Genomic DNA, 23696 nt, shown 5'->3' with positions numbered 1-23696 from the left:
CGACACTGCTTTGATTCAGGCACTTCTAACTATAGGACACACCCAATAATCTGCTCTGAGTATTTCTTATGTCCCGGATAGCGTGCGCCTATAGGATTTCCCGCAATATTTGCGGGTTCTCTGCCTTACTGGGCACAAGCGTAATCACTTGAATATCTCGCCAGAATGTCTAAAAAGTCCGGCCATGCGATTGAACGACTGAGTGACATTACATTGGACATGGATCTGCTCCTGCCTAACGAGAACAGCTCCACCGTAGCGCGGGACCGATGGCTCAATACAATTAATTAAAAATAAATTTGTGAGAGTTTTTATTTATGGATGGAGCGCTGGTCGGTCAGAGCCGCTCAATGGATGAAAACTTGCCGGCGTCGTCAAAGACGATGCGGAAACTGCCGCGAATGCCATCGCGAAGGTAAAAACGGGAGAGGATACGGGCCGGGAATCGGACAGAGCGTCCGTCCCGGGCCGTGGTGTGAACATCTGTGGCAACGCCCTGATAGAGCTTGATCCACTCATCAGGGCTGATGCTGATATCCACAATAATCTGCTGCATCGGCGATCAGTTCGCCAGTTCAAGCAGCAGGCGGTTCAGACGGGTGACATAGGCACCGGGGTCCGGGAGTTGCTCTCCGCTGGCCAGGGTGGCCTGGTCCAGGATAACCGCTGAGAGCTCATTGAACCGCTCTTCGCCCTTCTCGCTTTCGAGTCGCTGGACCAGCGGATGATCAACATTGATCTCGAAGATCGGTTTGCTGTCCGGTACTTTCTGGCCGGCAGCTTCCATGATCTTCTTCATCTGGGCGCCCATATCGAAATCGCCTACCACCAGACAGGCCGGTGAATCGGTCAGGCGGTTGGTTACACGCACCTCCTGCACCCTGTCGCTCAGGGCATTCTTGATGCGCTCCAGAAGGTCCTTGTGCTCTTCAGCCGCCTCTTCCTTGTGCTTCTTGTCTTCCTCGGTCTCGACCTCGCCCAGGTCCAGGTCGCCACGGGCAACATCCTGCAACTGCTTGCCGTCGTATTCGCTGAGGTAACCCATCATCCACTCGTCGATGCGATCTGTAAGGATCAGCACCTCAATGCCCTTTTTGCGGAAGACTTCCAGATGCGGGCTGCTCTTGGCGGCTGTGAAGTTGTCGGCGGTGATGTAGTAAAGCTTTTTCTGCCCTTCCTTCATCCGGCCGATGTAATCATCCAGCGACACGTTCTGTGCGCTTTCACCGGTGTGAGTGGAGGCGAAGCGCAGCAGGCCGGCAATTTTCTCGCGGTTGCTGAAATCTTCCGCCGGGCCTTCTTTCAAGACCGTGCCGAACTCGCCCCAGAACTTCTGATACTGCTCGGAATCCTTCTTGGCCAGCTTGGACAGCATATCGAGGACCCGCTTGGTGAGCGCGGTGCGGATACTTTCCACGGTGCTGTCGTTCTGCAGGATCTCACGTGACACGTTGAGGGACAGATCGTTGGAATCGATCACGCCCTTGGCAAAGCGAAGGTAAAGCGGCAGGAACTGCTCGGCGTCGTCCATGATGAACACGCGTTGCACGTACAGTTTCAGGCCACGGGGCGCTTCACGGTTGTACAGATCAAACGGTGCACGGGCCGGGATATACAGCAGGCTGGTGTAATCCAGCTTGCCTTCCACCTTGTTGTGGGACCAGGTGAGCGGGTCTTCAAAATCGTGGGCGATGTGCTTGTAGAACTCTTTGTACTCCTCGTCCTTGATCTCGGTACGGGGGAGTGTCCAGAGCGCTGTCGCATCGTTAACGGTTTCGTACTCGTCCTTCTTCTCACCTTCGTCGGATTCGGCCTTCATGACAACCGGGAAGGAAATATGATCCGAGTACTTCTTCACCAGACTGCGCAGCTTCCAGCCGTTGGCGAATTCCTTGGCGTCTGCCTTCAGATGCAGGACGATCTGGGTGCCGCGGTTATTCAGATTGACCTGCTCGATGGAAAACTCGCCGTCACCCTTGGACTCCCAATGCACACCTTCTTCTGAAGGCGCACCCGCGCGGCGGGTAAATACATCAACCTTGTCGGCAACAATAAACGCCGAATAGAACCCAACACCGAACTGACCGATCAGCTTGCTGTCCTTCTTCTCATCGCCGGACAACTGCTGGAGGAATTCAGCCGTACCGGAACGGGCAATGGTGCCAAGATTCTGGATAACATCGTCACGGGTCATACCGATACCGTTGTCGGTGAGCGTGACGGTATTCGCCTCTTCGTCAAAATCCAGGCGAATCTTCAGCTCAGGATCGCTTTCATACAGGCTGTCGTCCTTCAGCGCTGCGAAACGCAGTTTGTCTTCGGCATCTGAAGCGTTGGAAATCAGCTCACGAAGGAAGATTTCCTTGTTGGAATACAACGAGTGAATCATCAGGTGAAGCAGTTGCTTCACCTCGGTCTGGAATCCAAGCGTTTCTTTATTGGCTTCAACCGTCATGGCGTTTTAGTCTCCTGAAACGAATAAACAGGCACGGCGTTGTGCCCGAGTTACCTCATAGTTTTGAGAGTGAGCGCGGAGGCCGTTCCGAAACCGTGCGGAGCCATGGATGGCGGAGCCGAGCGTACATGGACGTATTCACAGCGTGTTTCGGAACGGCCTCCGTGCTCGCTCCTGCACAAAAATCTCAGTCTGAGCAAAAAGTGGGGGCACACCGGGGCATTTCAAGCCCCGGAGTATAGGCAAGATCAGTCTTCGAGGAGGAAGTGCGCCCTGGCAGTCGCAATGGGTTGCGAGCGGGATTTCTGCCAGGCGCTGACCATCACGTTGGCAACGCGGTTGCCCTGGCGGGTCAGGCGGCATTCGGCGTAGGTCTCGCGATTGAGACCGGCCCTGAGGTAATCCAGGGAAAAGTCGACGATACGGGGCATGCGCAGACTTTCCTGGGACATGATCAGGTAGATGTTGGCAGACATCTCCATGAAGCCACCGATCACGCCACCGTGGATGGCCGGCAGGATGGGATTACCCAGGTTGGAGTCTTTGCAGGGCAGACGGAAAATCAGGTCGTCTCCAAACTGCTCACACTGAAGACCAATCCAGGTGGCATAGGGAATGCTGCTGAGCATGCGGCTGAAGTCACCGGTCTCCTGGGTGTAACGCAGGATTTCAGGATCGGTCATTCTTCACCTCCGGTAATCAGGTCCCGGTAATGTTTCGGGCTGGCATCCTTCCCGATACGCATGAAGGTGGCCACGCAGTTGGCAATGGTTTCACCGCCTTCCTGGTACGCCTCACAGCGGGTAAAAATGATGTTCCGGGTTACCCGGTAGGTTTCAGCCCGGGCATAAACCGGCTTGCGGGGCTGGGCCGGGCGCATGTAGTCCACGCGCAGGTCCAGCGTCGGGCAGAGCTCAAAATCTTCCAGGGCACAGAGGATCACGCACCCTGATGTGGTATCCATCAGTGTGGTGATGGCCCCACCGTGAATCACCCCGGTGTCCGGGTTACCGATAATGCGGTCACTGTAGGGCAGGCACAGTGTCAGGCTGCCTTTTGTGGCCTCGGTAACCGACAGACCAAGCTCGTTGGCCTGGTTGAGGGTGGCTATAAAACGGCTAACCCGTTTCCGTCGGATATCATCGTTCATTCAGATTCAACCTGTGGATCAGCTTTTAGGTTTTGGGCTGTTTTCCGCCTTGCCGGGCAGCGGCTCCTCGAAGACCTTCCCCGCCCTCAATGCTTCCAGTGCCGTCGAACAGAACTCGCGTCGATAGAGAACGACAACAACCAGAGTGGACGCCGCCATGAAGACAATCGGGTGAATAAACCAGCCTACCACGGCAAGTGCGTAATAGTAGGACCGCAGCCCAAGGTTAAAGGCATCGCCGGCAAGATTGCAGATGTTGCCGGCACTTCGTGCAAACGCCTCCCTGCCAGCGGGGCTGGTTTTGGTGTCGTCTGGCGGAGGGGCACTGCCCACCATCACCGACACAAAGTTGTACATCCGCATGGACCAGGTGAATTTGAAAAAGGCGTAGATAAAGACCACCAACAGCACCACCATGCGAAGTTCCCAGATTTCCCGGGTCGGCAATGTGGCGAAGGGCATGGTACTGAATACTTCCATGACTTCCTGGGTGTAGCCGAGAGCGGTGATAATACCCGCGAGAATCAGCAGGCAGCTGGAGGCGAAAAACGCACCGTTGCGCTCCAGGTTTCCGACCACAGACGCATCGGCAATCCGGTTTTCCCGCCGCAACATGACGCGCATCCAGTCCTCCCGGTAAAGGTCGAGGGTGTTGGACAGGCAGGGACGGTCCGCGGCACGGCGTTTCGAGTATTCGGTATAACCCAGCCAGCAGACGAGGAACCAGAGCAAAGCGATCAGTTCGAGTAAATTACTCATGGGTTGCCTTGGGTGCGAAGTTGGTGAAACAGAGCGGGAACAGACGCTTATGATACGCCAAGGGCCTGCTCGTCACCACCGCCGGGCAGGTTGCGGTAATCCACTGATGGCCGATCATGTGCTATAAACTGCCCATTCAGGAAGCGGGCAACTGTTTTGAACGAACCCGACATCGCATCATCCAAAAGGGAGCTTACTGTGAACCTGTCTGCCATCAAAAACAGCCTGGTAGCCATTGCGCTGGCACTGACACTCAGCGGCTGCTCGGTCAATCCGGTTACCGGGGAAAATCAGCTTTCGCTGATCGGTGAAAGCCAGGAGCTCGCCATGGGCGCCGAGCAGTACGTGCCCACCCAGCAAACCCAGGGCGGTCGGTTTTATGTGGATCCGGAGCTGACGCTCTATGTAAGCGAGGTTGGCCAGAAAATGGCCAGGGTCAGCGACAGACCGGACCTGCCCTACGAATTCGTGGTTCTGAACAGCAGTGTACCCAATGCCTGGGCCCTTCCCGGAGGCAAGATCGCCATTAACCGTGGCCTGCTGACAGAGCTTGACGACGAGGCTCAGCTTGCCTCGGTTCTGGGGCACGAGATTGTTCATGCGGCAGCCCGGCACAGTGTTCAGCGCATGCAGCAGGGAATGCTGATCAGCGCCGGCGTTGCCGGACTTGGTTTTGCCCTGTCGGACAACGAATGGGCCGGTCTGATCATGGGTGGTGCTGCCCTTGGGGCGCAACTTGCGCTGGCGCAATACAGCCAGGGCGATGAACTCGAATCCGACCACTACGGCATTCTCTACATGAAAGAAGCCGGCTATGACCCACAGGCGGCGGTGGAGCTTCAGGAGCTGTTCCTGAAACTATCCGAAGGGCGTCAGTCCAGTTTCATTGATGGCCTGTTCGCAACCCACCCGCCCTCAGCGAAACGCGTGCAGGAGAACCGGGAACTGGTGCAGAAGGTTGGCGCGGGTGGCTACCGCGGTGAGGACGTCTATGAACGCAAGATGGCCAAACTCCGCTCGCTGCAACCGGCTTACGATGCCCATGACAAGGCCATGGAGCTGGCCTCCAAAGGCGAGATGAAGCCCGCGCTGGACAAGATCAACGAAGCCATCCGTTTGCTGCCACGGGAAGCCATGTTCTATGCCCTTCGCGGCCGCATTTATCAGGACCAGAAGGAAACAGAGAAGGCCGCGGCCGACTTTGAAAAGGCGGTGGAGCTCTACCCCGAGATGTTCAAGTATCGCCTTTACAATGGCCTGAATGCTCTGAGGCTCAACAATCTGGACAAGGCCAGGGAGAATCTGACCAAAGCCAATGAAACCGTCCCCACTTCCATTGCCTTCCTTCGACTGGGCGATGTTGCGGTAAAACAGAATAACCGGAATGAAGCCATTGCCTATTACAGCAAGGCCGCCGAAGCCGGTGGGGACGTAGCTGAAGAGGCCAAACGTAAACTGGCGGCACTCACGCAATAATTGCCGCCGGAATCGTAGACTTTAGAAGGCCGGTGTCCCGAGGGATTCCGGCCTTTTTATTGCCCGGGATCAAGATTGCCGGTCTGACGCACATCTTCTGTCATCGCCTCCATTGACTTTTAGAGCAATAACTCTAAAAATCAGATGACATCAACAACGATTGGATGACGGACATGCTAGCGAAACGTATCCAGCCCATGGTCTTCCAGGCGCGCCGACTGTACGTGGAACTGATGTTCCAGGTGATGGGGCGAGCCCTGCAGGCTGTGAGCGAGGTGGACGAGAAGGTTCAGAACGAAGCCCGGGCACTACCTGACGGTTTCCTGTTTGAGATGATGGTGATGCCGGATGGCTCAAAGCTGATCGTCGAGCATACCGGCCAGGGGCGTTTCCGTTACCACGGTGACAAGGCCCCACGGCCGATCGACCTGTCGATTCAGTTCAAGCACATCGCCCACGCTTTCCTGGTGCTGTCTTTCCAGGAAAAAACATCAGTGGCTTTCGCCAATGACCGCATGCTGGTGGATGGCGACATCAGCTATGCCGTGCGGATGACGCGGGTACTGAACCGGCTTGAGTCCTTCATCCTGCCGAAAATGGTCGCCGAGCGCGCCGTGAAGGAATACCCGGCCGACCTCCACCTGCCGGAAAAGCTGATCAGCGCCGCGCGCATTTACCTGAAAGTTGCCACCAATTTCGTTGAGACAGTGAGAGCGTGATGACCAATAAATACTATGAGTTCTTCTGCCCGGTAAAAGTCATTGCCGGCAAGGCCGCCCTTGAACACATCCCTTACGAGCTGACCGGAATGGCTGCCAAACGGCCAATGATCGTAACCGACAAGGGCGTGCGGGCTGCGGGCCTCCTGGAACCCGTGATCGCAGCTTGCGAGGAAAGCGGGCTGGAAATAACCACCATCTATGATGACGTTCCGCCTGACTCCTCGACCACGGTGGTACGCGATATCGCCGGCATCTATCGTCAGGAAAAGTGCGACTCCATCATCGCCGTGGGCGGCGGTTCGGCGATCGATACCGGCAAGGCCGTCAACATCCTGGTTTCCGAGGGTGGTGACGATATCGCCAAGTACAGCGGTGCCGGTGTGCTCAAGCATCCGCTCAAGCCCTTCTTCGTGGTGCCGACAACAGCCGGGACCGGTTCGGAAGTTACATCGGTTGCGGTCATCACCGATGAAGCCAAGGGCGTCAAGCTGCCCTTCACGTCGTCGTTCCTGCTGCCAAACGCGGCCATCATTGACCCGCGCATGACCCTCACCCTGCCGCCGCACATTACTGCCGCCACAGCCATGGACGCCATGACCCACGCAACCGAAGCGTTCACCTGCATGGCGAAAAACCCATTGAGTGACGCCTACGCGACCGCGGCTATCAAGAAAATCAGCCAGTCACTCCTTCAGGTCATGGACAACCCGAAAGACAGCGACGGACGACTGGAGCTGGCGCAAGCCTCGACCATGGCCGGCATCGCCTTCTCCAACTCCATGGTGGGTCTGGTGCATGCCCTGGGGCACGCCACCGGCGCCGTCTGCCACCTGCCCCACGGCCTCTGCATGAGTCTTTACCTGCCCTACGCCCTGGAGTACAACCTTGAAACCATCCGGGAACCCCTGGGTGAACTTTTACTGTATCTCGAGGGCCCCAAAGTCTTTGCAGCAACACCGGCAAGCCGACGGGCAGAGGCCAGTATTTCCGCGATCCGGAAGTTGCGGGATGCTTTGTACAAGCGCTGCCAGCTGCCCCGGACACTCAAGGAAACCGGTAAGGTAACCGAGGCACAGCTGGACCACATCGCTGAAATGGCGTTGGATGATGGTTCCATAATGTTTAATCCGAAGGAAGTAACGCTGGAGGATGCCCGCTCGGTTCTGCGCCGCGCCTGGGCGTGACTGTTTCGCCGGGGGCCCTGCCTGGCCCCCGGCGTTTGCCTTGTGTGAAGATAGACTTCACATCATTGAAATTGATCAAGCAAGAGAGGAGAATTAGCCAATTCTGGCAGGGATGATAGCCGGGTTCATTATCCACCTACAGTACTGTTCCGTAGAGAGCCCCACCACATGCAAAACCGATATCCCCGCCCTGTTAATGCCACTCTTGGCGTCCTTCTTCTTGTACTGACTGCACTTTCCTCGCCAGTTTTTGCCTCACAGGATGCCTCTGGCGAACAAAAGGTTTTCCGCTTCAATATTTCCCCCAATGGTTACCCACCCTATCTCATCGGTGACCAGAGCCAACCATCAGGAATCATGTGGGATGTGGTGTCCGAGGTAGCCCAGAGGCTTGGATACCGGGTAATCGCTGAGCAAATCCCCCGTAAACGTGTAGATCAGATGCTGCTTGATGGATACATCGATGCCACACCAAGGGCTCAAGAGTGGGCGGACGACCCGGAGAAATTCCTGTTTACCGATGCGATAGTCGACATCGAGGAAGTGTTTTTTGTACCAGCACAATCCAGCTTTTACTACGAGAGCCCGGACGATCTGATCTCCAAAACCATTGTCACCCACCTCGGCTACCGTTATCCGCTGCTTGAGCCCTACTTCGAGGAAGGTCGGATTCGCCGCTTTGATGTTGCCAGAGACAAGGACATGTTCACCTTTGTACTGCACGGTGACCGTTTCGACGCCGCGGTCGCCGACCGGCTCGTCGGAAAGTGGATTCTCAGAAACGAGGGTCTGCGGCAGCATTTCGACATCAGCAGCGAAGGCATCAGCAATTACGGGTTCCGACTGATGCTGCGTAAAGACTGGCAGCCCTTTGCCAGCCAGTTCAACGAAGAACTGGCGAAGATGAAGGCGAATGGCGAGCTGGATGCCATTCTCGCCAACTACCGCTGAAGCCGCCCGGTGCTACTCAAGGCGTCGCAACAACAGCATCGGCGATACACTCAACACCGGCCGTAGCTGCCAGCGGCCGAACAGGGCAAGAACAACGGCGCTTACGATTGGAATCGGCAGCACCACGTGCCAGTGCCACTGGAACGTGCCCTCGAACATCCTGAATTGAAGCGCCCAGACTGCCGCTTCGGCGGCAACCACTCCAAGCACACCCGCAAAACCACCCAGCAACGCAAATTCGAGCATGGTGCTGCGAACCAGCAACCTCTGGCGCCCGCCAAGTGTTCGCAGCAGCGCGCCTTCCCGCTGTCGATCCTGAAGCGTCGCACTGACGACTGCAGCCATCACCACCAGCGCGGCGGCAAGGATCAACGCCAGAATGGCTTCAATCGCCTGGGTTACCTGACGGACGATCTCCTGGATCCGCTCGATCACATGATCAATTTCCAGAACGGAAACCGTCGGGAACTGCCGGGAAAATTCGTTCAGGGCATCTTTCTTGTCCTTGGGCAGGTAAAAACTGGTAATCCAGGTCGCGGGCATCTCGGTGAGCCCGCCCTCCGGCGGGAACGCCATGTAGAAATTGGGCTTCATGCTGTCCCACTGGACCGTCCGAATACTGGTGACGGCTTCTGTCACCTTTTCCGAGCCAATGGTGAACGTCAGTTCGTCGCCCAGTGACAGTCCCAGCTTTCCGGCCAGCTCCGCTTCCACCGAGACACCTTCCTTCTGGTTTTCACCAAACCAGGCGCCCTCGACTATCTCGTTGTCGTCCGGCAAGGCCGACATCCAGGTCAGGTTCAGTTCACGGTTGAGAGCATTAACATTCTCATCCTTGCTGACCGTTTCCTTGACTGGCTGACCATTGAGTTCGGTCAAGCGTCCTCGAACCATCGGGTAAAGTTTGTCCAGTGGCTGGCCACGCTCCTGCCAGAACGAATCGACGTCCTCGACCGCTTCCGGTGCAATATTGATCAGGAAATGATTGGGCGCGTCATCCGGCAACTGGGCCTGCCAGTCTGTCAACAAAGAGGTACGCACCAATATCAGCGTGGCCGCCAGCATCAACGTCATCGCAAATACGGCAATCTGGGAAAGACTGGCCCGGCGATGCCGGTACAGCCCCACCAGGGCCAAACGCCAGGCGTTACCACCGCCGCGAACCTTGCGCAGTGTTGCAACCAACAGCCAACCCACCAGGCCAAGTGCCCCGAGCAGCAACGCAAGCCCCCCCAGAAGGGAAACCACCAGGGCAAGTTCGCCCGCATACATCCACACAAGCCCGAAAACCGCCACAATGGCAATTATCATATCCGGCAGGGCCTCGCGCCCGGTTTCACCGGGCTGGCTGCGCAGTACACGCATCGCCGGAACATTGCGAAGCCTGCGAACGGGAGGATAGGCAAACGCAAACAGAGAGACCAGTGCCGTCAGCAAGGCGGGCACCAATGCAGACGGATCGAGCTGAAATTCCACCGGGCGCTCAAGCACCTGGCTCAGCATGTGAATCAGCAACCAGTACAGCGGCATCGCGACCAGCAGTCCGCCCACGATCCCGGTGACACCCCAGAGCGCGAGGCGCTTGAGGTACAGACCGCCAATACCCGCACCGCTGAGCCCCAGCGTTTTCAGAAGTGCCACGGTATCGCGCTGGGAAAGGGCATACTGACGACTCGCCACAGCCACGGCCACGGCGGCAAGCAGGACTGCAAGACTGCCACCCAACAGCAGGAATCGCTCGGCTCGCTCGAGTGAGCGCGAGAAGGTCTCGCCATCCCGGACACCCGCCCATTCATGACTGGGTTCGAGTCTGGGTTCCAACCATTGGTAGTACGATTCCAGCGCAGCTTCATCACCGGCAAACAGGTAGACGTATTCAACCCGGCTGCCCTCCTGGATGACCCCGGTGGCGGCCACATCATCCACATGCATCATCACGCGGGGGGCCAGTGCCGACAGCCGGAAACCGCCGTCCGGCTCCCGGATGAGCAGGCCGGACACGGTAAGATTCAGATTACCAACTTCAAGCGACTCGCCGACTTCGAGATCCAGCAGCCTGAGCAAGCGCGGGTTGATCCAGACCTCTCCTGGCCCGGGCCCCTGATTTACCAGCTCCCGGGTACCTGTCGGGTTCCGCTGGATTTCGATATCGCCACGAAGCGGATATTCATTGCTCACGGCCTTGACTGACACCAGCTGGAAATTCTCGTCACCGAACACCATGGTGGAGAATTCCACCATTCGACCGGTTTTCAGGCCCTGATCGGCGGCTTCCTGAAGCCAGGCGTCCGGAATCGGTCGGCCATTCTCTGCCTCAAGCTGGCGATCCGCTGCCAGGAACGAGCTGGCTGAAGAAACCAGGGTGCGTTGAAGCTGACTGGCAAACAGGGCAATGGTGGCGACAGTGGCAACGGCGATGATGAGAGCGGCCAGAACGACGCGAACATCCCGTTCCCGCCAGTCCCGGCGAACCGACATGAGTTTTTTTGCAGCAGCCATCAGTGCGCCATCTCCTGGGCTGCTTCCGGTTCGCTCAGAACGCCGGCTTCAATATGGAACTGCCGATTGCAGCGAGCCGCCAGGTGTTCATCGTGGGTTACCATCACCAGCGTTGTGCCCTGCTCCCGGTTCAACGCCATCAAGAGATCAGACACTGCCTGACCGGTGCGGTTATCCAGGTTACCCGTCGGCTCGTCAGCGAACAGGATCAGCGGCTCAGACGCAAATGCCCGCGCGATGGCAACCCGCTGCTGCTCACCACCGGAGAGCTGTCTGGGTGTGTGGGTCAGCCGTTCGCCAAGCCCAACCCGTTCCAGTAGCTCACGGGCCCTCTTCTCCGGCGACGCCATGCCGGCAAGTTCCAGCGGCAACATAACGTTCTCGAGCGCGGTTAGCGCCGGCAAAAGCTGGAAAGACTGGAATACAAAACCAACCCGGTGTGCGCGGAGTTTTGCCCGCTCATCCTCGCTGAGCTTGCTGATCACCGAGCCGTCCAGCTCCACCGTCCCCTCGCTGGGCGTATCAAGACCCGCCAGCAAACCCAACAGGGTGGTTTTACCAGAACCGGAGCGCCCGACAATGGCTACGGATTCTCCCCGATTGATTTCGAGAGTGACCCCTTGCAAGATCGTGAGCGTATCGGTTTCAACACTGACGCGGTGGGTCAGGTTATCTACCCGTAACATTGGGCTCTGGCTATCCGGGTTAACATTGGTCATCTGATTCACGGAATCTCCCGATCCTGGGTCTCGAAAACGGCTTAAAGGTGTATTGGTTGTCTATGCATACGGCATTGGTGTACGTCAGATCAATTCTTTTTCTCGTGTTTGCCGTGCTGGCGCTGCCGGCAGTGGCCAGTCAAAACACGCTGCTCATCGTAGGTGACAGCCTCAGTGCGGCCTATGGAGTGCCCTCCGAAACTGCCTGGGTGCAGTTGCTGAGAAACCGGCTCGAGAGCAAAGGGTTGAGCGACTGGGAAGTGGTCAATGCCAGCATCAGCGGAGAAACCACGGATGGCGGTGCCCGCCGGCTGCCTGATCTCCTTGAGGAGAACGAGCCCGACGTCGTGGTCATTGAATTGGGTGGCAATGATGGCCTTCGCGGCTTCCCCCCCAACGTAATCGAATCCAATCTCGCCTCCATGATCGAAAAGGTGCAGACCTCGGGTGCTCGCGCCGTACTGGTGGGCATGCAGATACCGCCCAACTACGGACAGCGCTACACAGAGATGTTTGCCGAAATCTATCCGAAGCTGTCTGACCGATACGACACCGCGTTGGTTCCCTTTTTCCTCGACGGCATCTACAACCAGGCCGGGTTGATGCAGGACGACGGGATTCACCCGACCGAGGAAGCCCAGGGCAAACTGCTGGAGAATGTCTGGCCGGTGCTCAAACCGATCCTGCAATAAAGATGGTTCAGGTCAATCCCTGGAGGAATGCCAGCGCACGGCGCTCTGACCAATAAAAGCCATCTTTCGAATGCTCGACAAACCCGACGTGGCCGCCCCAACGAGGAGCTTCGAGGCGCACATGAGCGCCCAGCTCCCGCCGGGATTCCGGAAAACAGCGCGCCGACAGAAATGGGTCGTCAGCGGCATTCACCATCAGCGCCGGCACGCGGATATCTCGCATTCGCCCCAATGCTGAACACTGGGCCCAGTAATCCCGGGCATTGCGGAAACCGTGCAGAGGCGCGGTGTAGCGGTCATCAAACTCATGAAAGCTGCGAATGGCATCAAACCCCGAAATATCAATCAGGTCCGGAAACCTCTCCGCCTTTTCCTCCATTTTTACCTTCAGATCCCGGAGAAAGCGCTGCATGTAGATCTTCCTGCTGGGCAACGCCAGCATATCTGCGCTGCCGGCCAGGTCGCAGGGAACCGAATAGGCAACGGCTCCGCAGATCCGGCTATCAACACGCTCGCCCTGTTCGCCCAGATAAAGCAGCGTCAAATTGCCCCCCATGCTGAACCCGGAAAGAAACAGGGTGTCGTAAGCACCTGACAACCCGTGGTTGACCACCAGGCCGAGATCCTCGGTGGCGCCGCTGTGATAGAACCTCGGTTGCCGATTCATAACCCCGCCGCAAGAGCGGAAGTTCCAGGCAAGAACATCCCAGCCTTCCCGAAGCAGGGCGCGAGTTAAACCGAGCACGTAGGGCCGCCTGCTGTGACCTTCCAGACCGTGAGACACGATGGCCAGTCGATCGCTACCCTGCCGGTACCAGTCCAGGTGCAGTTCGTCGTCATCCGGTGTGGCGATCACTTCCGGCTCCGGTTCCACCATCGGGACTTTGCGAAACAGTGTGGGCCAGACAGACTGAACGTGACCGTTGCGCAACCACGGCGGGGGCCGGTAGTGAAGAGTCCTGCTTTCGTACAATTTTTAGCCTTTCATATCAGGGGGTTGACCCCGTAAACCAAAGCGCTTAATATGCGCGCCACTTGATGCTGTTCCCCGATAGCTCAGTTGGTAGAGCAACGGACTGTTAATCCGTTTGTCGCTGGTTCGAGCCCAGCTCGGGGAGCCACTTATTCCGAAATGCCGCTGATTCTTCTGAACCAGCGGCATTTTTCGTTTACGGCCTCAGAAAATCTGCTCGCGCTGCATGAATTCGGTCAGCACCCGGAACAACGTGAACCCATCCTCGGTGCCAATCAGCTCCCGAATGGAATGCATACCGAACTGGGGCACGCCAATATCCAGCGTGGTTACACCCAGGTTCCCCGCCGTCAGGGGCCCAATGGTGCTGCCACAGCCCATATCGCTCCGAACCACAAAGGTCTGGTGAGGCAACCCCAGCTCGTCACTGATGTGCCGGTAAACTGCTGCCGATCGACTGTTGGTGGCGTACCGCTGGTTATGGTTGACCTTGATCACCGGCCCCTGATTGAGAATCGGGCCATGATTCTCATCATGTTTATCCATGTAATTCGGATGAATGCCATGGGCATTGTCCGCCGACACCATCATTGAGTTGGCAATAGCACGAGCCTTGCCAGCGCCGACCCAGCGGTCCAGAACCGCTGTCAGGAACGGCCCTTGTGCACCTTCGGCAGACATACTGCCAACTTCCTCGTGATCGTTGCAGACCAGCAACGCGGCTTCGTCCCCGGAGGTTTTCAGCAGCGACTGGAGGCCAATATAACAACTCAGAAGGTTGTCCAGGCGAGCCGAGGCGATGAAATCATCACGCAATCCGACAAACGAGGCTTCACGGGCATCGTAGAAACTGAGCTCGTACCCCAGGACCTTGCGGACAGTGAGCCCGGTCTCCGACTTGACCTGCTGGGACAGCAGATCCACGAAGCTGGTGGTATCGCTCTCAGGAACCTGCATCAGAACCGGTGGCAGATCGGTCTGTGGGTTAACCGTGCGATTGCTGTTGGCTTCTCTATCAAGATGGATTGCCAGGCTCGGAATGAATGCCACAGGCTTACGGAAATCCACCAGGGTGTCCCGTACCTTGCCGTCTTCATCCAGCACCGTCACCCGACCGGCCAGGGAAAGATCCCGGTCAAACCAGGGATTCAGCAGCACACCACCGTAAACTTCGACACCCAACTGGAAGAAGCCCTTGCGGCGGAGCTCAGGGTTCGGCTTGACCTTCAGGCAGGGGCTGTCGGTATGAGCACCCACCATGCGGATTCCCGAGGTGGTGACATCTTTGTTGCCAGCTCGGAAGGCGACAATTGAGGAGCCGTTACGGACAACGTAATAGCCCTGGTTGCTCACCAGCGACCAGTCTTCCCGCTCATCCAGCTCCTGAAACCCGGCCGCACTCAGCCGTTGTTTCATGGTGTCGACCGCATGCCAGGGTGTGGGGGAAGTGTTCAGAAACTTCAATAAATCTTTGTTAAATTCAGCGTGTTCCATGATGTCCCTGATTAAAAGATAATTGCGCCAACAGTATGGCATGAAGCCGTAAAGCCTCATACTGCGTCAACGGACATTCCCTATAACCGGGTCACAAATCAACCATCACCGGGAGCCCAACGTGCCAGCACCGAGATTTCTCGACATTGAATACTGCCAGACCGACGATGCGCTGTTTCCCACCGCCATGGCCTGGTCGCTGGAAGACGGCCGAATGAAAACCGTGGTTATCGCCCCTTCCGACGACTGGCTCCCGGAAGATGGTGACCTGGGTGATGTCGACCTTCTCTACCTTGAAGAACAGGGCGTGCCCCTGATCGAGCTGGTCCGGGAACTGCACCAGGATCTGCCCGACCAGACCGTCTTCGTGGACGGCCTCGATCCGGACGAGATTCTGGTAGACCTCATTTTCACGGCCGTGGCACAGGAGGCCCCGTTCGAAATCGCACCCATCAGTGAGCTGATCACAGGCCTGGACAGCGAAACCCTGGAAGACCGCCGCCGCCAGCTCCTGTTCGAGGAAAGCCTGGAACCCCAGTTGCCTGAAAATGGCGTCTACGCACTGCTGCTGATGGCGCGGGAAGAGGGCCTGTTCGACGAGGATTGAGAAACAGCAGGAATTGACAGGGGGAAGTGTGACACGGGTCGACGTAACAAACGGTTACACGAGGCAGAATCAGCCCGTATTCGCCCATGTCAGGAAGCCCGATAACAATGAACAAGGTTGTGCGAACGCCCCTCGTCTGTCCGCTTGTCCCTGCCCTGCTCCTCGCATCCCAGGCCGCCCTGGCCCAGGAAACGCCAAGGGCCGACAAACACTACATCGGGCTGCTGGCAACCACCTACAACCACCGCACCATCGGTGAAAACACCAAGGAAACCGCCTGGGGCACAGGCGGAACACTGGTGGTGGGTGGCCACATAACCGATCTGTTTCACGCCGAGCTGCGGGCCGGTGGCGGCTTCAAAGACGCCGAGGTACCGGACAGTGACCTGACGCTGAGCGTTGACTACTACGCCAGCTGGTACATGGGCCTGCACTACCCGATCACCGACTATGCAAACCTCTACGGCCAGTTCGGCTTTTCCTATATCCACGGCGAAGGCGAGATCAGCGATCCCGCAAATGATCGCAACAACCCCTACCTGGATCTCGAAGGCGAGTTCCCGGACAGCGGCTTCTCCATCAGCTGGATTGCTGGGCTTGATTTCGAAGTGATGGACGATACGTTTCTGGTCTTCGAAGGCGGAAAGCTTTTCGAAGACACAGGAACGGATGCGAACACCTTCCAGTTTTCCGGCGGACTGCGCTACGAGTTCTGAGAAACAGCTGACTCAGGCGTTCGCAAAGGCGGGATTGGCTGCCTCTCATGGAATGTGTGAAGCCATGGATGGCTTCACTCAAGCGCACATGGATGTGCTCGTAGCGGTTCCATGAGAGGCAGCCAATCCTGCCGGTACTCCCGTAAATTCAGGCCTTGTGGCGAATATGCCAGCACCGGTGAATGCGGGCGTTGCGTTGAAAATCCTTGTCCAGGGTATCCCGCGTCACTTCAGCAACCTCGAACTCGCTTTCCAGTGTCTCGTCCAGCTTGAAGCGTCGGAAATTGTTGGAAAAGATCAGCAACCCATCGGAACTCAACCTTGCCATGGCCTGCCTGACCAGCGTGGGATGATCCTTCTGGATATCCAGAACGCCGGCCATACGGGCAGAGTTGCTAAAGGTCGGCGGATCCATGAAAATCAGGTCAAACCGTTGGTCCGCCGTTTTCCGGTCTGCCAGCCAGGCCAGGCAGTCTGCCTGCTCTACCCGATGCTTCTTGGGGTCGGCTCCGTTCAGTGCAAGGTTCTCCTCGGCCCAGCCGACATACGTCTTTGACATATCCAGACTGAGCGAGCGGCTGGCGCCTCCAACAACAGCGTGAACAGTGGCCGCGCCGGTATAACAGAACAGGTTCAGGAATCGCTGGTTTGCCGAGTGCTGCTGAATCCAGTGCCGCACCGGCCGATGATCCAGAAACAGACCCGTGTCCAGATAATCCTTGAGGTTCACCTTCAACACGCAGCCGTGTTCGTGAACCCTGAAAAACTCGCCACTGACTGCCTGCTTCTCGTACTGATTGGTGCCGGTTTGCCGCTGGCGCTGCTTGCACACCATATCCTCCGGCTCCACTCTCAGTGCTTCGGGAATGACTGCAAGGGCCTCCGCCAGGCGTTCTCGAGCAGCACGCTCATCCACCGATTTCGGGGCCGCATACTCCTGCACGTGCACCCGCCCCTCATAGATATCGATCGCCAACGCAAACTCCGGCATATCGGCATCGTAGAGGCGGTAGCAACCAATGCCCTGCTTTCTTGCCCACTGCCCAATTGTCTTCACGTTCTTCTTGAGGCGATTGCGCAACATGGCCGCGCGTTCCTCATTGGCAATCCGAGGGGTGACCTCACCGGGAATATCCGGGGTCCTCGGTGTCATGGCGCTCACTTCATTTATCTCGAACAGCAGCAACTGGGCGGGCAGCTTGCCGTTGAAAAGCCGGTATTGCTTGTAACTTCTCAATCCGATGGACTTGCCGAATTCCGGGGCTCCGGTAAATACACCGAGGCGCCAGCCTGGAACGCAGCGTTTAACCGCGTCGCCCAGTGCCTGGTACAAGCCGCCCAACTCCCTGCGCTCACTCAACCGCTCACCGTACGGGGGATTGGTGAGGACCAGCCCCCGATCAGACCAGTCGCCTTCCAGTTCCAGGGCATCGACTGCGCGAGCCTCAACGTGCACAACATTCTCCAGACCTGCCCTCTGGATGTTTTTCCAGGCGGTCCCGATGACCCGGCTATCCTGGTCAAAGCCCGCCATTCTCGGGATCCGCCCTTGCTTGCCCTCGTGGGCGCGACGCTCCGCCTCCTGGCGCAGCGATAACCAGAGCTCCGGCTGATGGCCCGGCCACTTCTCGAAACCGAACCGTTCCTGCTTGCGGCCGGGCGCCATATCCAGCGCCATCATGGCAGCTTCAACCACAAGGGTGCCTGAACCGCACATCGGGTCCACGAAATCGCCGCCGGCGGCGGCAATCTCCGGCCAGCCCGCTCGCATCAGCAATGCCGCGGCCAGGTTTTCCTTCAGGGGTGCCAGGCCCTGATCCGTACGATAGCCGCGCATGTGCAGACTGTGCCCGCTCAGATCAATGCCCAGGGACAAGCGGCCACGATTGAGTCGCGCGGAGACAATGACATCCGGGTTCTTGGCATCCACTGAAGGCCGCGGTCCGCCATTGGCCTGAAACCGGTCCACAATGCCGTCCTTGACCCTTTGAGCGCCATATTGCGTATTGCGGATGGCCTCGTTCTGACCGAGGAACGTAACGCGGAAACTGCCATGCACAGGAATGTGCTGCTGCCAGTCCATGTGAACAACGCCATCATAGAGCTGATCGCCGCTGTTGGCGTCCACTTCATCAATGTGAAGGATCACCCGGTTGGCGAGACGCGACCATAGACAGGCGCGATAACCACCCTCCAGAGAACCCTCCACCCAGACCCCGGCCGGGGCATTGCGTACGGTATCCAGACCAAAGGTGCTGAGCTCGTCCGCCAGTAGGTATTCCACCCCCTTCGGGCAGGTTACGAAAAATACAGATTTGGACAAGTTCAACTCCTGGTTGCTGGACGGCTTGAGGTAAGTTTCCGGAATAAAGGCTATTCCGAAAATCGCAGTAAAATTTTTAGTTCATATAACTATAAAAAAAGCGTCACATAGATGAAATAATTAGTGTACATCGGCTAAAGGTTCGACTTACCTTGTAAGTGACGCGTCGTTCCGGAAGGGTGCAAACCTTCCGTTAACAGGATCCTGACTGCTCTGGCTTGAGCTGACAATAGTGGGTTATCCCGGAGCGGATAACACTGGTCGCAGCCACTGCAGATGTGTACACGCTTGTTCTGTTAATCCATCAGTGAGGAACGGCATGAAAAGACAGAAAAGAGACATGTACGCTCGTGCATTCAAGCGGGGTTATCTCGCTGGCGTGTCCGGAAAATCCAAAGACAGCTGCCCGATTGAACAGGCGGAAGTTCGCCAGGAATGGCTGAACGGGTGGCGAGAAGGCCGCACAGATCAATGGGAGGGCATGACCGGCGTATCCGGCATCCATAAACTGGCTAACGTTACGACAGCGTGACGCCTCAACTAACCCCGATTCTTAATCTGATCTTTTTACATACAATTTGACGCAGTACTCAGAGCAACCCAAACGGGGCCTCCCGCCCCGTACCATGCGATGAAGCGCCACGGGGTTCATTCCCCGCTCGGGCCCGCTAAGCGGGCCCACCTTCGTTATGGGGCGCGGTAAATCACTTGACCTGCCGGATAGCCTCAACAGCCTCTTTAATAAGTTCAGGCCCCCGGTAAATAAAACCGGTGTAGATCTGGACCAGCTTGGCACCGGCCCGGACTTTCTCGGCTGCACTTTCACCGTCCATAATGCCGCCGACACCAATAATCGGTAGTGATTCCCCCAGTTCCGCGTAAAGCTCCCGGATGACCCTGAGAGAAGCCTCCCGCACCGGTGCGCCGCTGAGGCCACCAGCCTCATCGGCATGGGCATGACCTGCCACGGCATCCCGACTGATCGTTGTATTGGTGGCAATCACGCCATCAAGGCCCGTCTCACGCAGGGCGGATGCCACGAACCGGATACCGTCATCGTCCATGTCCGGGGCGATCTTCACAGCCACAGGCACGTACCGGCCATGCTCCTTCTCACACTGGAGCTGTTCGTCCTTGATGGCCTCCAGCAGGCCCTTCAGAGAGTCTCCAAACTGCAAATCCCGAAGACCGGGCGTGTTGGGCGAGGACACATTCACCGTTATGTAATCGGCCCGACTGTAAACTGCCGATATCCCCTTCCGGTAATCGGACTCGGACTGCTCGTTGGGCGTGTCCTTGTTCTTGCCAACATTGATTCCAAGCACGCCCTTGTAGCGGCGCTGATCCACACGGGCCAGCAAGTGGTCCAGCCCCTGGTTGTTGAAACCCATCCGGTTAATGATGGCCTGATGCTCCTGCAGCCGAAACATCCGTGGTTTGGGATTGCCGGGCTGCGCCAGAGGCGTCACGGTACCAACTTCAATAAAACCGAAGCCCAGGGCGCCAAGCGCATCGAGGTGATCGGCGTTCTTATCCAGACCTGCGGCAAGCCCGACGGGGTTCGGAAAATCCAGCCCCATAACATTCACTGGCAATGAATCTATCTTTGGTGAAAAAGCGCTCAAAACGCCTAATCGGTGCGCAAGATCGAGACCATTCAATGCAACATTGTGAGCTTGCTCCGCTGGAAGACGGAAAAGCAGATTGCGGATAACGCCGTACATCTGAAAAAACTCCCCTGATCCAAGTGGGCGGAGTATACCGGAAGTTTTCCACAGCATCCCGGGATAGAACCAAATCAGCTGTAAATGACTGTATCATGGCACTCTCATGACCTTTTCCACGGAATCTGTGGATAAACCTGTTGAAAATCGCGGGGCAACGGTTGCCATCCCTTGATAACTGCGCCAATCTACAAATTGATTATTTTTTGACCAGTTATTTTTATGTTTATTTTCAATAGGTTATATATTTTTCTCATGGCTGTCGACAAATACTAAACAAAATGTTACCCAGTCATCGTTCTGCAATGATGTGCATAAATCACTTGAAATCCCCTCTTTTAGCCACCCCTGCCAAAGCCCTTGAGAATAACGTTATACTGGCACCTGTCTTCTGATCTGGAGTGCATCAATGCAAGAGCCGATTTCCCCCGCCCAACAGCACCGGGAAAACCTCGCGGGCGAAATGAAGGCGGCCTCGCGCGTGACCATTATCGGAATGATTCTCGATGCCGTACTCGGGGTCATAAAAGTCATTGGTGGTGCTCTTTTTAACTCCCAGGCCCTGCTGGTGGATGGCATTCACTCCTTTACGGATGTTGCCTCTGATCTGGTTGTTCTTGGCGTCATGAAGGTATCCCGCCAGGAGCCGGATGACGACCATCCTTACGGCCATCAGCGAATCGAAACCTTCGGCACTCTGGTTCTGGGCAGCATCCTGATTGCCGTTGGCGCCGCCCTGGCCTGGGAAAATACCCTACGCCTGATAGAGGGTGGCGTGGATACTGTGCCTGGCTGGCCAGTTCTGGTGGCAGCTGCAGCGTCTGTTGCGGGCAAGGAATGGATTTTCCGATACACACGCCACGTCGGCCTGAGGATCCGCTCGGATCTGATTATCGCCAACGCCTGGCACAGCCGAACCGATGCGTTCTCCTCAGTCGTGGTTCTGGTGTCCACGGCCGGCGCCATGCTCGGCATGGTCTGGCTTGATGTGTTCGCGGCGGTGGTGATCGCAGGCATCATTATCCACATTGGCTGGAAGTTTACCTGGGACAGCGTCAAGGAACTCGTGGATACCGGCCTCTCCCAGGAGGACACGGAGATGCTCAAGAGTATCGCCCGGGACACGGACGGAGTGCGCAACGTGCATGAGCTTCGCAGCCGTCGTATGGGGCACGACATTCTGCTGGATATTCACCTGGTGGTTCGTCCGGAAATCAGCGTATCGGAAGGGCATCAGATCGGCATGCAGGTTGTCTCGGGAATGCGGGATGCCCTGGACAACATCCGGGACATCAACTTCCACATCGACGCCGAAAACGACGAAGATCAGCCGCTGACCTCCGAGCGCCTGCCCTCCCGTGAAGACATCCGGGCCATCCTGGCCCGACACCTGGGAGAGTTGCCGCAACACAGCCGGCTCCGGCTGCACTATCTGAAAAACAAGGTGCATCTGGAGCTGTTCCTGGACAGCCCCGAGGGTGAAACCGTCTTCTCATCCTCAAACATCAGGGAAGAGCTCGGTGATTACCCCTGGTTTGGGAGTGTCCGGGTATGGGTGGCCGGCCCCTGAAAGCCGCCGGCCATATAACCTAGCGACGCCTGTTCTCTTCCATCCTTGAAAGAAATTCCTGCATGATCAGGGTGTAGAGCTCGCCCCCCAGGAAGCGGTCTTCCACGCCCGCATCAATGCTCGGGTTGTCGTTGACTTCGATGACGGCAACCCGGTTGCCTGACTGTTTGATATCCACACCGTACAGCCCGTTGCCGATCAGTCTGGTGGCATTCAGGGCCGCCTGAATGACATTCCTTGGCACCTCATACGTGGGCATGGTCTCAAAGCCACCGCTCTCACTCTCGGATTCGCTGTGCTGATAGATCTGCCAGTGGCCTTTCACCATCATGTACTTGCAGGCGTAGATGGCCCGCCCACCGAGCACACCAATACGCCAGTCGTAATCGGTGTAAAGGTATTCCTGAGCCAGCACCAGGGCGGACTGCTTGAACAGGTCTCTCAGCCCGGCACGGAGGGTCTTCTCGTCTTCGGCCTTGGTTACGCCTCGGGAAAACGCACCATCCGGGATCTTGATAACTACCGGAAAACCCAGCTCACTGATGACCTGCTCGACAGCGTTCTTCTGATCTTTCGACAGGATGAGTGTCTTGGGCGTGGGAACCTTGTTGTTCTTCAGGAGATCTGCAAGGAACACCTTGTTGGTGCACTTGAGGATCGACACCGGATCATCAATGACCACCATGCCCTCAGCGGCCGCCTTGCGGGCAAACCGGTAGGTGTGATGATCAATGGCAGTGGTCTCACGAATGAACAACCCATCGTATTCCGGCAGGCGCATATAATCCCGCCGGGTAATCTGCTCAACGTTGATACCCAGCTTGCGACCGGCTTTCTCGAAACGCTTCAGGGCAACCTTGTCACTCGGCGGCATCTCCTCATCGGGATTGACCAGCACCGCCAGATCATAGCGGTAACGGCGTCGGGTCCGTGGCTTACGCCAGACCATGCTGCTGAAACGATCCAGGGCCGCCGCGAACACGTCCTGCTCCTGCTCGCCCAGATCCGCCGGAGCCGCCGGCTTCATGGACTCGATCTGCCACTGCTTGCGGCGCTTGAAAACAATTTCAAGAATCGGACAAGGGAACCGCTCGAACAGCGCCCGGGCGACCGGCTTCAGATCCGGGTGCTCGGCCTGGCCAAAGTAGGTCCGAATGCGCACTTCATGGGTGGCCGCGCGCTCATCACTGGCAGGGTCAATAGCGGAACCCGCTGCTTCCAGCCAGTTGATGACGCTTTCATCAAGCTCTTCCAGCTCAAGTGAAAACAGTCCTTTGCGGCCGAGATCATTGAGCGTCATCACCGAGGGTACGACATGGTGACCACGGGCTTCCGCCAGGAGTGAACAATAATACCCCTTGCTCAGGTAACGGGCGCTCTGACACAGGTTGATGACCCTCACCCGGCTGGCGGGCGGAGCTGAGAACTGGAGGTACTGATCAAACGTCAGCACGTCCTCACTGGGGTAATAAGGCGCCCAGTCTTTGGCGCGGTCCACTACGATAAGCAATCGGGACATTGAAGGCATTCCTCCCTGAAAGGTCTTGCCTGTAGTAATTGAGGCCACAATACGCCGGTCACAATCGCTGCACAATCGGCGCATAATGCGTGCTTTTACGCATCCTTGTGGTCTTTGCGTTACCCTGACTCTCACACATAATAGCGGAGTACGGGAAGCCCAA

General features: G+C 57.1%; 22 protein-coding genes and 1 tRNA gene. 10 read left to right on the top strand and 13 right to left on the bottom strand.

All coding sequences use genetic code 11. The annotated features are described in order from the left end of the window. Window positions 1–337 precede the first annotated feature (337 nt). From ACP86_RS17995 to ACP86_RS23535, 6 genes are all read right to left on the bottom strand, one after another. A complete protein-coding gene (locus ACP86_RS17995) occupies window positions 338–556 on the bottom strand; it encodes a DUF2835 domain-containing protein (protein WP_008172004.1) in 219 nt (72 codons plus the stop codon). A gap of 6 nt (window positions 557–562) precedes the next feature. Next, the gene (gene htpG, locus ACP86_RS17990) at window positions 563–2455 is read right to left on the bottom strand and encodes a molecular chaperone HtpG (protein ID WP_053114966.1); all 1893 of its coding nucleotides are present in this window, start codon (window positions 2453–2455) and stop codon (window positions 563–565) included. A 248-nt stretch (window positions 2456–2703) separates the two neighbouring features. Continuing rightward, a complete protein-coding gene (locus ACP86_RS17985) occupies window positions 2704–3138 on the bottom strand; it encodes a PaaI family thioesterase (RefSeq protein ID WP_008172009.1) in 435 nt (144 codons plus the stop codon). Beyond that, window positions 3135–3605 (bottom strand): PaaI family thioesterase, encoded by a 471-nt coding sequence (locus ACP86_RS17980; protein ID WP_014576817.1) that lies wholly within the window; start codon window positions 3603–3605, stop codon window positions 3135–3137. Before ACP86_RS17980 ends, ACP86_RS17985 begins: the two co-directional genes overlap by 4 nt. An 18-nt stretch (window positions 3606–3623) precedes the next feature. Then, window positions 3624–4364, bottom strand: coding sequence for a DUF599 domain-containing protein (locus ACP86_RS17975; protein ID WP_053114965.1), 741 nt, complete (start codon window positions 4362–4364; stop codon window positions 3624–3626). Window positions 4365–4411: 47 nt separating this feature from the next. Beyond that, entirely contained in the window at window positions 4412–4537 is a 126-nt protein-coding gene (locus ACP86_RS23535; RefSeq protein WP_008172013.1) for a hypothetical protein, read from the bottom strand. 25 nt (window positions 4538–4562) lie between these two features. On the opposite strand from ACP86_RS23535, the gene ACP86_RS17970 reads away from it, so the two are divergent. The 4 genes from ACP86_RS17970 to ACP86_RS17955 all read left to right on the top strand — a co-directional run bounded on the left by ACP86_RS17970 (window position 4563) and on the right by ACP86_RS17955 (window position 8697). Continuing rightward, complete coding sequence (locus ACP86_RS17970; protein WP_008172015.1) at window positions 4563–5840, top strand: M48 family metalloprotease; 1278 nt, start codon at window positions 4563–4565, stop codon at window positions 5838–5840. Between the two features lie 173 nt (window positions 5841–6013). Beyond that, on the top strand, window positions 6014–6559 hold the full coding sequence (locus ACP86_RS17965; protein WP_008172020.1) for a hypothetical protein: 546 nt from the start codon (window positions 6014–6016) through the stop codon (window positions 6557–6559). After that, the gene (locus ACP86_RS17960; protein ID WP_053114964.1) at window positions 6559–7746 is read left to right on the top strand and encodes an iron-containing alcohol dehydrogenase; all 1188 of its coding nucleotides are present in this window, start codon (window positions 6559–6561) and stop codon (window positions 7744–7746) included. Before ACP86_RS17965 ends, ACP86_RS17960 begins: the two co-directional genes overlap by 1 nt. Window positions 7747–7914: 168 nt before the next feature. Beyond that, the gene (locus ACP86_RS17955; RefSeq protein WP_053114963.1) at window positions 7915–8697 is read left to right on the top strand and encodes a substrate-binding periplasmic protein; all 783 of its coding nucleotides are present in this window, start codon (window positions 7915–7917) and stop codon (window positions 8695–8697) included. Window positions 8698–8709: 12 nt separating this feature from the next. Here ACP86_RS17955 and ACP86_RS17950 read toward each other — a convergent pair whose 3' ends face one another. Together ACP86_RS17950 and ACP86_RS17945 are read right to left on the bottom strand one after the other, a co-directional pair. Next, window positions 8710–11196, bottom strand: a complete 2487-nt coding sequence (locus ACP86_RS17950; RefSeq protein WP_053114962.1) for an ABC transporter permease — start codon at window positions 11194–11196, stop codon at window positions 8710–8712. Then, complete coding sequence (locus ACP86_RS17945; protein WP_008172027.1) at window positions 11196–11915, bottom strand: ABC transporter ATP-binding protein; 720 nt, start codon at window positions 11913–11915, stop codon at window positions 11196–11198. Before ACP86_RS17945 ends, ACP86_RS17950 begins: the two co-directional genes overlap by 1 nt. Window positions 11916–11977: 62 nt before the next feature. Here ACP86_RS17945 and ACP86_RS17940 point away from each other — a divergent pair, with 62 nt between their 5' ends. Next, window positions 11978–12607, top strand: a complete 630-nt coding sequence (locus tag ACP86_RS17940) for an arylesterase (RefSeq protein WP_008172029.1) — start codon at window positions 11978–11980, stop codon at window positions 12605–12607. 7 nt (window positions 12608–12614) lie between these two features. On the opposite strand, the gene ACP86_RS17935 is transcribed toward ACP86_RS17940, so the two are convergent. Continuing rightward, window positions 12615–13484 (bottom strand): YheT family hydrolase, encoded by an 870-nt coding sequence (locus ACP86_RS17935; protein WP_227507749.1) that lies wholly within the window; start codon window positions 13482–13484, stop codon window positions 12615–12617. Between the two features lie 168 nt (window positions 13485–13652). Between ACP86_RS17935 and ACP86_RS17930 the strand changes: the two genes are divergently transcribed. Then, a tRNA-Asn gene (locus tag ACP86_RS17930) sits at window positions 13653–13728 on the top strand. Window positions 13729–13784: 56 nt separating this feature from the next. Here the strand turns inward: ACP86_RS17930 and ACP86_RS17925 are convergent. Next, complete coding sequence (locus ACP86_RS17925; protein WP_008172033.1) at window positions 13785–15074, bottom strand: M18 family aminopeptidase; 1290 nt, start codon at window positions 15072–15074, stop codon at window positions 13785–13787. 121 nt (window positions 15075–15195) lie between these two features. On the opposite strand from ACP86_RS17925, the gene ACP86_RS17920 reads away from it, so the two are divergent. Then, complete coding sequence (locus ACP86_RS17920; RefSeq protein ID WP_008172035.1) at window positions 15196–15681, top strand: hypothetical protein; 486 nt, start codon at window positions 15196–15198, stop codon at window positions 15679–15681. A 107-nt stretch (window positions 15682–15788) separates the two neighbouring features. Continuing rightward, window positions 15789–16397, top strand: coding sequence for an outer membrane beta-barrel protein (locus tag ACP86_RS17915; RefSeq protein ID WP_053114960.1), 609 nt, complete (start codon window positions 15789–15791; stop codon window positions 16395–16397). 148 nt (window positions 16398–16545) lie between these two features. On the opposite strand, the gene rlmKL is transcribed toward ACP86_RS17915, so the two are convergent. Beyond that, window positions 16546–18720, bottom strand: coding sequence for a bifunctional 23S rRNA (guanine(2069)-N(7))-methyltransferase RlmK/23S rRNA (guanine(2445)-N(2))-methyltransferase RlmL (rlmKL, locus tag ACP86_RS17910; RefSeq protein WP_053114959.1), 2175 nt, complete (start codon window positions 18718–18720; stop codon window positions 16546–16548). A 319-nt stretch (window positions 18721–19039) separates the two neighbouring features. Between rlmKL and rmf the strand changes: the two genes are divergently transcribed. Continuing rightward, complete coding sequence (gene rmf, locus ACP86_RS17905; protein ID WP_008172042.1) at window positions 19040–19252, top strand: ribosome modulation factor; 213 nt, start codon at window positions 19040–19042, stop codon at window positions 19250–19252. Between the two features lie 172 nt (window positions 19253–19424). On the opposite strand, the gene ACP86_RS17900 is transcribed toward rmf, so the two are convergent. Then, entirely contained in the window at window positions 19425–20444 is a 1020-nt protein-coding gene (locus ACP86_RS17900) for a quinone-dependent dihydroorotate dehydrogenase (RefSeq protein ID WP_053114958.1), read from the bottom strand. Window positions 20445–20853: 409 nt separating this feature from the next. Between ACP86_RS17900 and ACP86_RS17895 the strand changes: the two genes are divergently transcribed. Then, window positions 20854–22014, top strand: coding sequence for a cation diffusion facilitator family transporter (locus ACP86_RS17895; protein WP_053114957.1), 1161 nt, complete (start codon window positions 20854–20856; stop codon window positions 22012–22014). A gap of 19 nt (window positions 22015–22033) precedes the next feature. Here the strand turns inward: ACP86_RS17895 and ACP86_RS17890 are convergent, their stop codons facing one another. Beyond that, window positions 22034–23533 carry a RimK family protein gene (locus tag ACP86_RS17890; protein WP_053114956.1) on the bottom strand — a complete coding sequence of 500 codons (1500 nt, stop codon included), beginning with the start codon at window positions 23531–23533 and terminating at the stop codon, window positions 22034–22036. Window positions 23534–23696 lie beyond the last annotated feature (163 nt).

This window comes from Marinobacter sp. CP1, from assembly GCF_001266795.1.
Lineage (GTDB): Bacteria > Pseudomonadota > Gammaproteobacteria > Pseudomonadales > Oleiphilaceae > Marinobacter > Marinobacter flavimaris.
Note: the sequence above shows the minus strand (reverse complement) of the source record. Positions and strands in the feature narration are given on the sequence as shown.

Coding starts and splice junctions, on each gene's coding strand:
- ACP86_RS17995 (WP_008172004.1), bottom strand. CDS start 556: ATGCAGCAGATTATTGTGGATATCAGCATCAGCCCTGATGAGTGGATC.
- htpG (WP_053114966.1), bottom strand. CDS start 2,455: ATGACGGTTGAAGCCAATAAAGAAACGCTTGGATTCCAGACCGAGGTG.
- ACP86_RS17985 (WP_008172009.1), bottom strand. CDS start 3,138: ATGACCGATCCTGAAATCCTGCGTTACACCCAGGAGACCGGTGACTTC.
- ACP86_RS17980 (WP_014576817.1), bottom strand. CDS start 3,605: ATGAACGATGATATCCGACGGAAACGGGTTAGCCGTTTTATAGCCACC.
- ACP86_RS17975 (WP_053114965.1), bottom strand. CDS start 4,364: ATGAGTAATTTACTCGAACTGATCGCTTTGCTCTGGTTCCTCGTCTGC.
- ACP86_RS23535 (WP_008172013.1), bottom strand. CDS start 4,537: ATGTCGGGTTCGTTCAAAACAGTTGCCCGCTTCCTGAATGGGCAGTTT.
- ACP86_RS17965 (WP_008172020.1), top strand. CDS start 6,014: ATGCTAGCGAAACGTATCCAGCCCATGGTCTTCCAGGCGCGCCGACTG.
- ACP86_RS17960 (WP_053114964.1), top strand. CDS start 6,559: ATGACCAATAAATACTATGAGTTCTTCTGCCCGGTAAAAGTCATTGCC.
- ACP86_RS17955 (WP_053114963.1), top strand. CDS start 7,915: ATGCAAAACCGATATCCCCGCCCTGTTAATGCCACTCTTGGCGTCCTT.
- ACP86_RS17950 (WP_053114962.1), bottom strand. CDS start 11,196: ATGGCTGCTGCAAAAAAACTCATGTCGGTTCGCCGGGACTGGCGGGAA.
- ACP86_RS17945 (WP_008172027.1), bottom strand. CDS start 11,915: ATGACCAATGTTAACCCGGATAGCCAGAGCCCAATGTTACGGGTAGAT.
- ACP86_RS17940 (WP_008172029.1), top strand. CDS start 11,978: ATGCATACGGCATTGGTGTACGTCAGATCAATTCTTTTTCTCGTGTTT.
- ACP86_RS17935 (WP_227507749.1), bottom strand. CDS start 13,484: ATGGTGGAACCGGAGCCGGAAGTGATCGCCACACCGGATGACGACGAA.
- ACP86_RS17925 (WP_008172033.1), bottom strand. CDS start 15,074: ATGGAACACGCTGAATTTAACAAAGATTTATTGAAGTTTCTGAACACT.
- ACP86_RS17915 (WP_053114960.1), top strand. CDS start 15,789: ATGAACAAGGTTGTGCGAACGCCCCTCGTCTGTCCGCTTGTCCCTGCC.
- rmf (WP_008172042.1), top strand. CDS start 19,040: ATGAAAAGACAGAAAAGAGACATGTACGCTCGTGCATTCAAGCGGGGT.
- ACP86_RS17900 (WP_053114958.1), bottom strand. CDS start 20,444: ATGTACGGCGTTATCCGCAATCTGCTTTTCCGTCTTCCAGCGGAGCAA.
- ACP86_RS17895 (WP_053114957.1), top strand. CDS start 20,854: ATGCAAGAGCCGATTTCCCCCGCCCAACAGCACCGGGAAAACCTCGCG.
- ACP86_RS17890 (WP_053114956.1), bottom strand. CDS start 23,533: ATGTCCCGATTGCTTATCGTAGTGGACCGCGCCAAAGACTGGGCGCCT.